The sequence below is a fragment of the Sphingomonas sp. AP4-R1 genome (genome assembly GCF_013113735.1).
Lineage (GTDB): Bacteria > Pseudomonadota > Alphaproteobacteria > Sphingomonadales > Sphingomonadaceae > Sphingomonas_I.
Map to the genome: position 1 here is coordinate 469402 of NZ_CP053346.1, position 13715 is coordinate 483116.

The following is a 13715-nucleotide window of genomic DNA, read 5'->3' on the forward strand; positions in this document are numbered from 1 at the left end:
GCACGGGCTTCGAACGGGCCGCTTGCGGCACGTCCTTCGACTTCGCTCAGGACGAACGGGGTCTTTGGTTCGTGCTAGCCCCTCACCCTCACGGCGCCTGCACCGCGAATTCCAGCGCCTGCAGCTTCACCTCGGGCGTGGGCGCGCGCTGGACGCGGCCGGCGATGCGGCCATGTTCGCAGGTCCAGACGAACTTGCCCTCCATCGCCGAGACGGGCGTGATCGCCGCGTCCGCGTCGCAGGTGCCGACCTCCTTCTTCAGCCCCTCCACCAATGTCTTCCAGCGCGGAGCGTCGCGATCCATCAGCACGTTGTTCGCGACGGGCGCGGCCTCGATCCCGCCGGTGCGCCACACGGCGCGCGCGGCCTCATAGGCGGTCGCAAGGCCGCCGCTGACCGGCATCGTGCGATCGGCGGCCAGCACGCCCGCCTTGTTCAGCGCCAGCATCGCGCGATAGGCGGGGAGCGAGGCGCCCGCATAGGTCTTGCTGGCGAAGGCGAACAGGCCGACGCCCTTGTCTGGCAGCAGCATCACGACCGAGCCATAACCGGGATAGCCACCCGTATGCGTGACGACGCGACCCAGATCGCAATCGTCGATCACCCGCCATGCCATGCCATAGGCGCTCGCCTGCCGGCAGGGCGCGCCGCCATAGGCCGCGTTCCGCATGCCCGCGCCCACGAAGTTCGCCCCGGTGACGATCTCGCGTACCGTCGCACGCTTGACCGGGCCGGTGTCGGCGCCGTCGCGGGCGGGCCAGGCCGACAGCAGGAATTCCACCCACTTGGCATAATCCTGGGCGCTGGTCTCGACGCCGCCCATCGCGCCGAACGCGCCGTCCTTCATGTCCGGCTCGCGCACATAGCCATTGTCCTGCCAGCGATAGCCGATCACGCGGCGCCCCTGCGGCCCGGCGAAGATGTCGTAGCCGGACGAGGCCATGCCGAGCGGCACCATGAAGGTCTTGCGGATATACTCCTCGTAGCGGATGCCCGACACGTTCGAGACGATCCGACCGAGCGTGGCATAGCCGAAGTTCGAATATTCCATGCCGAGGCCGGGTGCCCGCGCGAACGGCACGCCCGCCTTCAGCACGGCGGTGAACTCCGCCTCCGGCATCACCTGCTGACGATCGCCCCAGGGATTGTCCTCGACGAAGCCGGCCGAGTGGGTGAGCAGGTTGCGGACGGTGATCTTCGGACTGTCGGCGGTGGGGTATGTCCAGCCCTTCAGCTCCGGCACGTAAGTTTCGGCGGGCGCATCGAGGACGATCCTGCCCTCGTCGCGCAGCTTCAGGATCGCCAGCGCGGTGAAGGCCTTGGACATGGAGGCGATGCGGAACAGGCTGTCGGGCGTGACCGGCTTGCGCGCCACCATATCCTGCAGGCCCCCGCCGCGCACATGGACGAGCTTGCCATCGACGACGAGGCCATAGACCAGACCCGGCACATGCGCGTCGATCGCCCAGGTGTCGAAGATGCGGTCCACCTCCTCCAGCGCAGCCTTGTCGGGCCCGTTCTTTTCAGGGGCCGCCGAGGTGGCGGGGGTGACGGCGAACAGCATCATCGCGAAAAGCAGCGTGCACCGTGCCAACATATTGATTCCTTTGCCTATATGATGGCCGACAGGGCCTCGCGCCACACCGATCACGCGCCCACCCTGGGCGCGACGACTTCGACGGCGGCCGCCACGATCGCCCCCGCCACCGCCATGCCGATCACGACCGGGAGCCATGCGCGCAACAGCCCCGTATCCCCCTCCCACGCCAGCGTCCCGATCAGCACCACCGGCGGCAGCATCACCCGGATCGCCGCCGTGATGCCCCGCATGCGCGGCGCTAGTCGGCGCTTGCGGGCGCCGACCTGACCATAAGCGATCAGCACCAGATAGGTGGGCACGAGCAGCAGGAAGAAGGTGTCGAGCGTCATGCGGACGAGTCCGGGGGAAGCATCCAGTTTTCGACCTGGAGATCGGGGACGTCAGCGAAATCGCGCTCGTTGGCGGTGATCAGCGTCAAGCCGAGCGACAGCGCGTGCGCCGCGATGAGCCGATCATAGCTTCCGCGCACGAACGGCAGGCGGGCATAGGCCACGCTGGCGGCGCGATCGAACGGGAGAACCGCCACCTCCTCGACGAACGTATCCAGATAATCGAGCGCGGGTTGCTTGCCGTGCATGCAACCATGCGCGACCTCCGCATAGACCACGGCCGACGTCACGATGTCCCCCTCGTCGCACTCCGCCATGCGCGCCTGCAAGCGGGTGTCGCCCGCCATCATCGCTGCGATCAGGATGTTGCTATCGAAGAGATATTTCACGGCTCACGCTTGGTGACCGAGGCAACCCATTCGGGATCATCCCAGAGCAAGGGGCGATGCTCGAACACACGATCTTCAGGCGTGATCGGCTTCAGATCCAGATGCTTCCCGATGCCCCAGATCTTCTCAAGATTGATCTTGCGCTTGGGCTTCTCGACCGGCTCGACGATGTAGCGGCCCCGCTCCTCGCGCAGCAGCATTTCCGCACCTTCCTCCAGCCCGAGCGCCTTGGGCAGGCGGAGCGCGAGAGAATTGCCCGACTTGAAGACCTTCGCGCGATATTCTTCGCTCATCGCCGCCTCCGTATATACGGAGCGTATATACTAAGCGACGAAGGCGGCGTCCACCACGAGGCGCTCGCCGTTCCAGTCGGGCACGGCATCCGTGTTCATCGGCACCATGAAGGTGCCGCCGCCTGCGCGCGCGATCTCGATCACGTCGCCGGCGCCGAAATTCTCGACCGCGGCGACATGGCCGAGGGGCTCGCCCGCATCGGAGACGCACGGCAGGCCGATCAGATCGATATGATAATATTCGCCCGGTGGCAGCGCGGGCAGCGACGAGCGCGGCACCGACAATTCGGTGCCGCGCAGCAGCTCGGCCGCATTGCGATCCGCGACGCCGTCGAAGCGCGCGATCGCGCCATTGGCGCCGTGGCGCAGCGAGAGCAGGCGCAGATCGCGCCCGCCCGCGCGGATGCCGGGATAGGCTTTCAGATCATCGGTGAAGAGCTTCAACCGGCATTCGCCGGCGATGCCATGCGCGCCGATGATGACGGCAAGCGTCACCATCCGCTCGCCAGCAGGCGGAGCGGAAGATGCGGCCGGGGCCGAAGCCCCGGCGCCCTTGCGACCGTCCGACGCGGCGGCCACCGATCGGGGCCTCAGGCCTCGGTCGTCTCTTCGGCCGCAGCCTCTTCAGCCGGAGCTTCCGGAGCCGGCGGATTGGCGGCGGCTTCAGCGGCGGCGAGCTTCTCGGCACGCTCCTCGGCGCGCTCCTTGGCCTTCTCGCCCGGCTCGCCCTTCTTCGGGTTCGAGCGTGCGGCGCGCTCCTTCAGGCCGGCCGCATCCAGGAAGCGGGCGACGCGATCGGTGGGCTGCGCGCCGACCGACAGCCAATGCTTGGCGCGCTCGCCGTTCAGCACGACGCGCTTCTCGTCATCCTTGGCGAGGAGCGGATTGTAGGTGCCGATCTTCTCGATGAAGGCGCCGTCGCGCGGAGCACGCGAGTTGGCGACGACGATGCGGTAATAGGGGCGCTTCTTGGAGCCGCCGCGCGACAGGCGAATGGAAACGGACATGGGATCTTCCTTCTTATATTCGGTCCGTCATCCCAGCGAGGGCTGGCATCTCGTTCGGCGGTGATTCCGCTTCTTGAGATCCCAGCTTTCGCTGGGATGACGAGAGTGATCGAGTGGGTTTGGGTTGGTCGTCTAAATCAGCGCTTCTTCAGGAAATTCTGGAAGCCCGGCGGGAGCCCCTGGGGGTTTCCGCCGCCGGGCAGGCCCGGCATGTTGGGGAGGCCGCCCGGCGGAAGCCCGGCGCCCTCCATCATGGCGTTGAGGTCACCCCCGCCGCCGCCGAAGAGTTTGGCCAGCCCCTTGAGGCCGCCCATCTTCTTCATCTTCTTCATCATGCCGGCCATTTCCTGATGCATTTTCAGGAGCTTGTTGACCTCCTGCACGGTCGTGCCGGAGCCCTTGGCGATGCGGATCTTGCGCTTGGCGGCGATGATCTCCGGCTTGGCGCGCTCCTTCGCCGTCATGGAGGACATGATCGCCTCCAGCCGGACCAGATGCTTGTCGTCGGCGGCGCCCGAGGCCATCGCCTGCTTCACCTGCTTCACGCCGGGCAGCATCGAGGCGAGGCCGGAGAGGCCGCCCATCCGCTTCATCTGATTGAGCTGCGAGCGCAGATCGTTGAGATCGAACTTGCCCTCGTCCATCCGGCGGGCGAGCGCTTCGGCTTCCTCCACCTTGATGGTCTCGGCGGCGCGCTCGACGAGGCTGACCACGTCGCCCATGCCGAGGATACGGCCGGCGACGCGTTCCGGATGGAAGGCCTCAAGGCCATCGAGCTTCTCGCCCGTGCCGACGAACTTGATCGGACGGCCGGTGACGGCGCGCATCGACAGCGCCGCACCACCGCGCGCATCGCCGTCCATGCGGGTCAGCACCACGCCGGTCAGAGGCACCTGATCGGTGAAGCTCTTCGCGACGTTGACGGCGTCCTGGCCGGTCAGCGCATCGACGACGAGCAGGATTTCATGCGGGGTCGCGATGTCGGCGACCGCCTTCATCTCGTCCATCAGCGCCTGATCGACGTGGAGACGGCCCGCCGTATCGAGCATCAGCACGTCGAAGCCCTGCAGCTTCGCCGACTGGAGCGCGCGGCGCGCGATCTCGACCGGCTGCTGGCCGGCGACGATCGGCAACGTCTGCACGTCCGCCTGCGTGCCCAGCACCGCCAGCTGCTCCTGCGCGGCCGGGCGATTGACGTCGAGCGACGCCATCAGCACCTTCTTCGCGCCGCGCTCCTTCAGGCGCTTGGCGATCTTGGCGGTGGTGGTCGTCTTGCCCGAGCCCTGCAGACCGACCATCATCACGATGGCGGGCGGCGTGACCTCCAGCAGCAGCTCCGACGCTTCCGCGCCCAGCATCTCGACCAGCGCATCGTGGACGATCTTGACGACCTGCTGGCCGGGCGTGACCGACTTCAGCACATTCTGGCCGACCGCCGCCTCGGTCGCCTTGTCGACGAATTCGCGGACGACGGGCAGAGCGACATCGGCCTCGAGCAGGGCGATCCGCACTTCGCGCATCGCCTCGCGCACGTCCGTTTCGGTCAGCGCGCCACGGCCGCGCAGACGATCAAACGTCGCGGAAAGCCGATCGCTCAGACTGTCGAACATAGGCCACATCACTCCAGGGCTCCCCGAAACGCAAGAAACGCCGGCGGACGAAACCTCGTCAGCCAGCGTCCACGCCACCATCAGGAGGAGGTCGTGGGATTCTCACGTTCGTCAGGAACGGATGGCGGCCGCATAGCCGATCCGGCCCGTGGCGGCAAGCGCGCCTCTCCGCGCGGGCGGATCAAGCCCCCCGGCCCGTTCAGTCCTGCCGTGCGGGCTGGGGGCCGACATGGACGTCGATCGCCAGCGCCTCATGCCCGCCGCCGATGCGCAGGCCCGAAATCGGCGCGGCCTCGCGGTGATCCAGCCCGATCGCGACGCGGACATAGCTTTCGGTGGGGCATTGCCCCTCGAACGAATCGAAGCCGATCCAGCCATAACCATCGACCCAGATTTCCGCCCAGCCATGCGCGGCATGGCCCTCCGGCGCATCCGGCCGATAGAGATGCCCCGCCACATAGCGCGCGGGGAGGCGCAACGCGCGGGCGGCGGCGATCAGCACATGGGCATGGCCCTGCGGATCGGCGGCGCGGGCGGCGAAGCGCGCGGCGGCGCTGTGATCGGTCGCGGGATCGGCCTCGGCCGGGGCCAGCAGATCCTCGATCGCCTCGGCCAGCGCGTGCGCGCGCGCCTGCGGATCGGCCGGAAGGCCCAGCGCGGCGACATGATCGGCCAGCGCCTCGTCCCCCTTCGTAAGCGGTGTGGACTGCAGATAATAGACCGGCGGCAGCGTCTCGACCGCGCCGATCAGCATGCCGGCGCGATCGTCGGTCAGCACCTCGCCCGACACTTCGAGCGCGATCCGCTCCAGCGGGCCGTCGAGATAGAGCATCGTCGTCTCGTTGCCATAGCCGTCGCGCGACGATTTCAGCCGCGCGTCGCGATCCACATCGATCCGCCACGAGACGATCGACTGGCCGGCATGATTGCCGGGCGTGAGGCGCAATAGCTGGACGAGCCGCGCCTGCGGCTCCGAAAAGCGATATTCGCTGCGATGTTTGACGAAGAGACGCACGAGTCGCGGTGTAAGCGAGCGCGCGCGTTTTCGACAAGCGGCGGGTTTGGGCCGACGGCGACGTTGACAGAAAGATGGCGCCCATCTCCGTCACCCCGGACTTGATCCGGGGTCCCGCTACCTTCGGCGCGACGTTGCGAAGGACGAAGCGGGATCCCGGATCAAGTCCGGGATGACGTGATTTAGCCGAAGCGGAACTGCGCGGCGATGGTGCGGTCCAGCCGGGCATTCTCGACGAGGAAGGCCTCCAGATATTCGTGGAGACCCTGCTGGAAGACGCTGTCGATGCTGGTGCGTGCCAGCATCGCCTGACGCTGGCGGGCGAGACGGTCCGCCTCGCCCTGCCGGCCGAGGCGCCTGCCGATGAAGGCGAGGTGGCCCAGCACCTCGTCCGCCGAGCCTGCCAGGCTGCGCGGCAGCTCCGACTTCAGGATCAGCATGTCGGTGACGAGCCACGGCTTCAGTTCGTCATGATAGAGCCAGCGATAGGCGGTGTTGGCGGAGACGGTGTGCAGGATCGTCGTCCACTGATCGCGATCGATCACGCCGCCCACCTGCTCGCCCTCCGGCAGCAGCAGATGATATTTCACGTCGATCAGCCGCGCGGTGTTGTCCGCCCGCTCCATCGCGGCGCCAAGGCCGAGAAAGGCATAGGCCTCGTTGCGCAGCATCCGGTGGAGCGCGCCCTCGAAGCCGCGCGTCTCGGCGCGGATCTTCTCGATCACGGCGAGCGCCGACCGCAAATCGCCCATGTCCGTCACGTTGCGCAGGCCGAGCCACGCGCGGTTGATCGTCTCCCACGCATCGCGGGTGAGCGCGGTGCGCACCGACTTGGCGTTCCAGCGCGCCGCATCGAGGCAGGATCGGATCGAGCTGGGATTGTTCACCGCCAGCGTCAGATAGGCCGAGACGTTGCGCGGGTTCAGCTCGACGCCCGTGGCCGCGAAACCCTGATCGGCGGCGACGACCAGCAGCGCGCTTTCCCACGCGGTGGCGCCGGCCGGGCGCGCGGACAGCGCATCGAGGCGGACGGTCGCCTCGATCAGGCGCGCGGTGAATTCGGCACGCTCCACATAGCGGCCGATCCAGTAGAGCGAGGCGGCGGTGCGCGAGAGCATCAGCCCTGCCCTCCCTGCCCCTGCGACTGGCTCTGGCCGCCACGCGGGGGGAGGAGGCATTCGGGCGTATCGCTCAGGATCAGACTGTCCTTGGTGCCACCGCCCTGGCTGGAATTGACGACCAGCGAGCCTTCCTTGAGCGCGACGCGGGTGAGCCCGCCCGGCACGATATGCACGCCGTCCGATCCGGTCAGCACGAACGGGCGGAAATCGACATGGCGCGGGGCGATGCCTTTCTCCGTAAGCGTCGGCACGGTGGAGAGGGCCAGCGTGGGCTGCGCGATGTAGCGATGCGGCTCCGCCTTCAGCGCGGCGCGGAAATCCTCAATCTGCGCGCGCGTCGCGGTGGGGCCGACGAGCATGCCGTAGCCACCCGATCCGTCGACCAATTTCACCACCAGCTTCTCGAGATTGTCGAGCGTGTACTGGAGCGCGCCGGGCTCGCGACAGCGATAGGTTTCCACATTGGGCAGCTTCGCCTCGCCGCCCGAATAATATTTCACGATCTCCGGCATGTAGCTGTAGATCGCCTTGTCGTCGGCGATGCCGGTGCCGGGCGCGTTCACCAGCGCGACATTGCCCGCCAGATAGGCCGCGATCAGCCCCGGCACGCCCAGCAGCGAATCCGGGCGGAAGACGAGCGGATCGATATAATCGTCGTCGATGCGCCGGTAGATCACATCGACGCGCACGCGCCCGTCGATCGTGCGCATCCAGACGATATCGTCGTCCACCTCCAGATCGGCGGGCTCGACCAGCTCCACGCCCATCGAATCGGCGAGGAAGCTGTGCTCGTAGAAAGCCGAGTTGAAATGGCCGGGCGTGAGCAGCACGCACACCGGCTCCGACCCGCGCCCGCGCGGCGCGACCGAGCGCAATGTATCGCGCAGCTGATCCGGGTAACGATCGACCGGGCAGACGTTGAAGCGGTGGAACAGCTCCGGACAGAGCCGCAGCATCGCCTCGCGATTTTCCAGCATGTAGGAGACGCCGGAGGGCGTGCGGGCATTATCCTCCAGCACCCAGAATTCATCGGCGCCGGTGCGGACCAGATCGATGCCACAGATGTGCGCGAACACGCCGTGCGGCGGCTTCTGCCCGGACAGGAAACCCCGGAATTGCGGGTTGGCCAGCACCAGCTCCTGCGGCAGCACGCCATCCGCGAGGATCTTCCGCTCGCCATAAATGTCCGCGAGGAACGCGTTGATCGCCTCGACCCGCTGGACGAGGCCCTCCTTCAGCCGGCTCCATTCGGTGGCGGTGAAGATGCGCGGCACGATATCGAACGGAATGATCCGCTCGGCACTGTCGTCATTGCCGTACACCGCGAAGGTGATGCCCAACTGGCGGAAGGCCGCTTCGGCCGCCTGCTGCCGCCGATCCAGTTCGCTGTCCGGCGTTTCTTCCAGCCACGCGCCCAGCGCAGCGAATTCCGCGCGGGGCTGGTCGCCACTATTCCCGAAAATCTCGTCAAAAGCGGTCGGAACGGACATCGGGCTCCTGAGTGTCGGAGGATGACGGGCAGACTGCAACGCCGGACGGCGCTGCACAAGTGCCTAACGTTGCAGCGCCGTAAGCGTTGCCCGCCCGCTTCATCCCCACCGGGGGGAGGTCCGTCCGAAATGGCGCGAAAGAGCGCCGATCCGGAGGGGACCTCCTTCCCAATCAGAGGCCGACCACGCCCCCGTCATTCTTCGTGATCACGATCGTGGCCGAGCGCGGGCGGACGCCCGGCGCGGCCGTGCCGCTCTGGTTGGCCGGCCAGTTGCTCGTGATGTTGCTGGGCGTGCCATTCTCGCCCGGATGCTGGATGTTCACGAAGATCGAGCGGCCGTCCGGCGTCGAATCGATGCCGGTGATCTCGCACTCCTTGCAGCCGACCAGGAAGCGGCGGAGCGACGTGCCCGGCACCTTGCCGACGCGCGTGGACTGCGTGCCGGTGGTGGCGCCGATCGTGTTCGTGATCGTGCGCGTGGCGCCGTCGTTCACGCTGCCCGGCTGGGCGGCGAGCAGCATGCAGTTGGTGACGTCGGTATAGGCGCCGTCATCCGTCTCGATCCACATGACCGGGCTGACAAGGCCGGTCGGGTTCGAGGTGCGGCCGAACCACAGACCGTCCGGCGACGAGAAATCGTTGGTCGCGTCGAGCCCGGACAGGTTGATGTTGGTGGGGTTCAGATCGCTGCCCGCGCCGAAGGCGTAGATGTCCCACGCGAAGGTGGTCGCCTCGGTCGTGTCGCCCGTCTCGCGCAGGCGGATGATGTGGCCGTTGGCATTGCCGTTGGTGACGGTGCCGTTGATGCGCGGATCGGTGTAGGCGCGCGGATTGGCCGTGTCGGTATTGGCGACGGTGCGCGAGCTGTTGTTCGTCAGCGTGCAGTACATTTCGCCCGAGACCGGATTGATCGCCGTCCATTCCGGACGATCCATCCGCGTCGCGCCCAGCACGTCCGCCGCGAGGCGGGCGTTGATCAGCACATCGGCCTGATCGGCGAAGGCGTAGGTGGGGTTGGCGGCGGTGACGCCGCCCTGGCCGAAGATCAGCGGCAGCCAGGTGCCCGTGCCGTCCGCGTTGAACTTCGCGACATAGAGCGTGCCCGTGTTCAGATATTTGTCGCCCGTGGCGAGGCGGTCAGTGGGCGTCGCATCGGCGGCGACCCAGGGCGTGGCCGAGACGAACTTGTAGATATATTCGTTCTGCGCGTCGTCACCCATGTAGAAGGCCGGACGCACGCCGACGACGGTGCGGCCGACCCAGCAGCCCTCGTGATTCATGCGGCCGAGCGCGGTGCGCTTGCGCGGAACCGAGGTGTTGGTGAACGGATCGATCTCGACCACCCAGCCGAACTGGCTGGCCTCATTGCGATAGTCGCCCGTGCCGTCGGCGGCAGCACCGGCCAGCGTGGTGATGTTCCAGCGGCGATAGATGGTGCTGGTCGTGTCGGCCGGGGTGACCGTGGCCCAGCCATAATTGCCGGCGCGATTCTCGGGGATGCCGTAGCGGGCGAGGCTGACATTGGCCTTGGCGGTGGCGCCGCCGCGCGCGGCGACGTCGCCCGTGTCACGGCGGAAGTAGCCGGCCCAGTTTTCCTCGCAGGTGATGTAGGTGCCCCACGGCATATAACCGTTGGCGCAATTGTTGATCGTGCCGCGACCCGCCACGCCCGTCGGCGAGAAGGAGGTGCGCAGGCCTGCGCTGCCCGCGACGGGGCCGGTGAAGGTCATCGGCGTCAGCGGCGTGATGCGGCGGTTGAGCGCGCCCGCCTGCACATAGCTCCAGGTGCCGGTGGCCGAGCCGCGCGTGATCTCGACGACGGAGATGCCGTGGCACTCCATCTCCTTCAGCGCCTCGCCCTCGGGGCGCGCGCCGCCGACGGTGGTGGCACCGTTCGGGTGGAGATAAGGCTGGTTGATATTCTCGTGGTTCATCACGAGCAGGCCGCGCAGGTTGCTCGTGGGATCGGGCGCGCTGCCGGTGGCGGCGAGGCCGAAATAGGACATGCCGTCATGATGATCGCCGGCGCGGGCCGAATAGCCGGTGTCCGTGCCGTTGTTGGCGAAGGCGGCGGTGGCGGTGTTGATCGGATCGCCGAGGCGATAGAGGACCGTGACGCTGTAGCCTTCCGGCACCTTCACGACATCGTCGAGGCTCTTGGCGACGGCGGTGAAGCCGAGCACGGCGGGCGTGACGGTGACGGTGGTGTCGGCGGTGATCGCCCCGCTGCTGCCGGTAGCGGCATAGCGGAAGGTGAGGACCGTGGACGCCGAGACGCTGGGCGCGATGAAGGTGGCGGTGGTGCCGGTGCGCGTATCGAAGGTGACCGTCGGCCCGCTGACCTGCGTCCACGCATCGGCGCCGGCGGTGGCGTTCGCGGTCGATCCGGTGAGGGTGACGGCCTTGCCCGAGCTGGTCGTCATCGCGGCACCGGCATTGACGACCGTGCCCGCGCCGAGGCCGGGCGCATCATTGTCGCCGCCGCACGCGGTGACCATGCCGCCGAGCGTCGCCACCGTCAGCGCCGAGATGCCACCGAACAGGGTCTGCCGGCGCGAATAACGCTGGTCGACGATCTCGTGGATCGTGGGATTGGCGGTGGTGTTGGTGTCGATCAGGCCATCGTCATAATGGCCGGCGGCGGAATGGTCCGTCATGTGAATCCCCCATGAATGATATCGCGGGGCGCGGACTAACCGCGTATCGGGGACAGGCTCGTTTCGGTCCTGTGGCGGTCTTGTGACATAGACCGACGCGCGGCGCGCGAACGCGGCCACTTCCGGATGACGCGCCTCTATCGCGAACAATTCTCAATAGCAATAGAGGGCAAAAACGAACCCCACCCGCTCGACGAGAGCGGATGGGGTTCGTTTGGGTATTGGCGATACGGTGGTGCCGGGGTCAGGCGACCTGCGCGACCTCTTCGGGCTCGCGCAGCACATAGCCGCGGCCCCACACCGTCTCGATATAATTCTCGCCGCTGCAGGCGAGGCTGAGCTTCTTGCGGAGCTTGCAGATGAAGACGTCGATGATCTTCAGCTCCGGCTCGTCCATCCCGCCATAGAGATGGTTGAGGAACATTTCCTTGGTGAGCGTGGTGCCCTTGCGGAGCGAGAGCAGCTCCAGCATCGCATATTCCTTGCCGGTCAGGTGGACGCGGCTGCCATCGACCTCGACCGTCTTGGCATCGAGGTTCACGGCGAGCTTGCCCGTGCGGATCACCGACTGGCTGTGGCCCTTCGAGCGGCGCACGATCGCATGGATGCGGGCGACCAGCTCCTCGCGATGGAACGGCTTGGTGACATAATCGTCGGCACCGAAGCCGAGCGCGCGCACCTTGGCGTCCGTCTCGGACGTGCCGGAGAGGATCAGAACCGGGGTCTGCACGCGGCTGACACGCAGCTTCTTCAGAACCTCATAGCCGTTCATGTCCGGCAGATTGAGGTCGAGCGCGATCAGATCGTAATCGTACAGCTTGCCCAGATCGAGGCCTTCCTCGCCCAGGTCGGTCGTGTAGACATTAATGCCTTCCGCGCCGAGCATCAGTTCGATGCTGCGTGCCGTGGTAGGATCATCCTCGATCAGCAGAACCCGCATGTGCCTAACCCTTCGTTTCACCACCCCCGACGGAGCCCCTCCGCCTGTCGTTCATACTTATTACCGGGAAAAGTTAACGTACGTTTAAACTGGATACCAGCCCGTCAACGTTCGTAAACGCCAAAGGAGCCGAGGCGCTCCTTTTTCGCCTTCTCCCGCCTTTGTGAGCCCATTTCATGTCGCTGCCGATCATTTACGAGGACGCCGAATCGCTGGTGATCGACAAGCCGGCGGGGTTACCGGTCGATCATCCGCGCGCCGGCGGCGAGTCGCTGGAAGCGCGGCTGGACGAGCTGCGACTCGGATTCGCGCGTGCGCCCGCAGCGGTGCACCGGCTGGATCGCGACACGTCGGGCTGCCTGCTGCTCGCGCGCAATCCGAAGGCGCTGCGCCGTTTCGCCGCCGCATTCGAGGCGCGCGAGGTGGCCAAATCCTATCTCGCGATCGTGACGGGCGATGTGCCGGACGAGGGCGAGATCGATCTGCCGCTGACCAAGACGAGCAGCGCCGAGGCGGGCTGGCGGATCATTCCGTCCCGTGCCGGCAAGCCTGCGCGCACGCACTGGCAGCGGCTGGCGACGGCAGGCGACCACCGCCTGCTGCTGCTGACGCCGGAGACGGGGCGGACGCACCAGCTGCGCGTGCATCTGGCGAGCGGGCTCGATCGGCCAATCGTGGGCGATGCCGTCTATGGAGCAGCCCATCCGGGGGGCATGATGCTGCACGCGTGGCGGCTCGTGGTGCCGCGCGCGGGCAAGCCGCCGATCCGGGCCGAGGCGCCCTTGCCCGCGCGCTTCGCGGCATTCGGCTTCGGGCCGGAGTCGCTGGAGGGGATCGCGTTCGATGGCCTCGCCTGAACCGCCGCCGCTGCCCGAAAGCGCGCTGGAGGAACGCTTCCTCGCCGCGACGGGACCGGGCGGGCAGAATGTGAACAAGGTGGCGACCGCCTGCCAGCTGCGGCTGGACGTCTATGCGCTGCGGCTCGCGCCCGACGTCTATGATCGGTTGAAGACGCTGGCGGGCACGCGCTGGTCGGCCGGATCGATCCTCGTCACCGCGCGCCGCTTCCGCACGCGCGAGGCCAATCGCGAGGATGCGCGCAAACGTCTCGCGCAAATGGTGGCGGATGCCCATATCCGGCCCGAACGCCGCGTGAAGACCAAGCCCAGCAAGGCCGCCAAGGCGCGGCGCGTGGAGGCGAAATCGCAACGCGGCGCGATCAAGCAGGGCCGCGCCAGGCCCCGGATCGAATGATAGGAAGA

The 13715-nt window shown here is 67.1% G+C and carries 14 protein-coding genes; 2 read left to right on the forward strand and 12 right to left on the reverse strand.

What is annotated here, in order from left to right; all coding sequences use genetic code 11:
- Window positions 1-88: 88 nt before the first annotated feature.
- The 12 genes from HL653_RS02230 to ctrA all read right to left on the reverse strand — a co-directional run bounded on the left by HL653_RS02230 (window position 89) and on the right by ctrA (window position 12453).
- Entirely contained in the window at window positions 89-1597 is a 1509-nt protein-coding gene (locus HL653_RS02230; protein ID WP_171743062.1) for a serine hydrolase, read from the reverse strand.
- A 50-nt stretch (window positions 1598-1647) separates the two neighbouring features.
- Entirely contained in the window at window positions 1648-1929 is a 282-nt protein-coding gene (locus HL653_RS02235; RefSeq protein WP_171743063.1) for a hypothetical protein, read from the reverse strand.
- Window positions 1926-2318: a type II toxin-antitoxin system VapC family toxin gene (locus HL653_RS02240; protein ID WP_171743064.1), complete on the reverse strand. Its 393-nt coding sequence runs from the start codon at window positions 2316-2318 to the stop codon at window positions 1926-1928. The genes HL653_RS02235 and HL653_RS02240 overlap by 4 nt, the downstream gene beginning before the upstream one ends.
- Window positions 2315-2611 (reverse strand): AbrB/MazE/SpoVT family DNA-binding domain-containing protein, encoded by a 297-nt coding sequence (locus tag HL653_RS02245; RefSeq protein WP_171743065.1) that lies wholly within the window; start codon window positions 2609-2611, stop codon window positions 2315-2317. Before HL653_RS02245 ends, HL653_RS02240 begins: the two co-directional genes overlap by 4 nt.
- A 30-nt stretch (window positions 2612-2641) precedes the next feature.
- Window positions 2642-3109, reverse strand: a complete 468-nt coding sequence (rimM, locus tag HL653_RS02250) for a ribosome maturation factor RimM (protein ID WP_171746731.1) — start codon at window positions 3107-3109, stop codon at window positions 2642-2644.
- Between the two features lie 92 nt (window positions 3110-3201).
- Window positions 3202-3618 (reverse strand): 30S ribosomal protein S16, encoded by a 417-nt coding sequence (gene rpsP, locus HL653_RS02255; protein ID WP_171743066.1) that lies wholly within the window; start codon window positions 3616-3618, stop codon window positions 3202-3204.
- 137 nt (window positions 3619-3755) lie between these two features.
- Window positions 3756-5228, reverse strand: a complete 1473-nt coding sequence (gene ffh, locus HL653_RS02260; RefSeq protein ID WP_171743067.1) for a signal recognition particle protein — start codon at window positions 5226-5228, stop codon at window positions 3756-3758.
- A gap of 199 nt (window positions 5229-5427) precedes the next feature.
- Window positions 5428-6243, reverse strand: a complete 816-nt coding sequence (locus HL653_RS02265) for a transglutaminase family protein (RefSeq protein ID WP_171743068.1) — start codon at window positions 6241-6243, stop codon at window positions 5428-5430.
- Window positions 6244-6425: 182 nt separating this feature from the next.
- Complete coding sequence (locus tag HL653_RS02270; RefSeq protein ID WP_171743069.1) at window positions 6426-7361, reverse strand: alpha-E domain-containing protein; 936 nt, start codon at window positions 7359-7361, stop codon at window positions 6426-6428.
- Window positions 7361-8854: a circularly permuted type 2 ATP-grasp protein gene (locus HL653_RS02275; protein ID WP_171743070.1), complete on the reverse strand. Its 1494-nt coding sequence runs from the start codon at window positions 8852-8854 to the stop codon at window positions 7361-7363. Before HL653_RS02275 ends, HL653_RS02270 begins: the two co-directional genes overlap by 1 nt.
- Window positions 8855-9026: 172 nt before the next feature.
- Window positions 9027-11513, reverse strand: coding sequence for a PhoX family phosphatase (locus HL653_RS02280; RefSeq protein ID WP_171743071.1), 2487 nt, complete (start codon window positions 11511-11513; stop codon window positions 9027-9029).
- A 244-nt stretch (window positions 11514-11757) separates the two neighbouring features.
- Complete coding sequence (gene ctrA, locus HL653_RS02285; RefSeq protein ID WP_171743072.1) at window positions 11758-12453, reverse strand: response regulator transcription factor CtrA; 696 nt, start codon at window positions 12451-12453, stop codon at window positions 11758-11760.
- A 176-nt stretch (window positions 12454-12629) separates the two neighbouring features.
- On the opposite strand from ctrA, the gene HL653_RS02290 reads away from it, so the two are divergent.
- Window positions 12630-13310: an RluA family pseudouridine synthase gene (locus tag HL653_RS02290; protein ID WP_171743073.1), complete on the forward strand. Its 681-nt coding sequence runs from the start codon at window positions 12630-12632 to the stop codon at window positions 13308-13310.
- The gene (arfB, locus tag HL653_RS02295; RefSeq protein WP_171743074.1) at window positions 13297-13707 is read left to right on the forward strand and encodes an alternative ribosome rescue aminoacyl-tRNA hydrolase ArfB; all 411 of its coding nucleotides are present in this window, start codon (window positions 13297-13299) and stop codon (window positions 13705-13707) included. Before HL653_RS02290 ends, arfB begins: the two co-directional genes overlap by 14 nt.
- The last annotated feature ends 8 nt before the right edge of the window (window positions 13708-13715 follow it).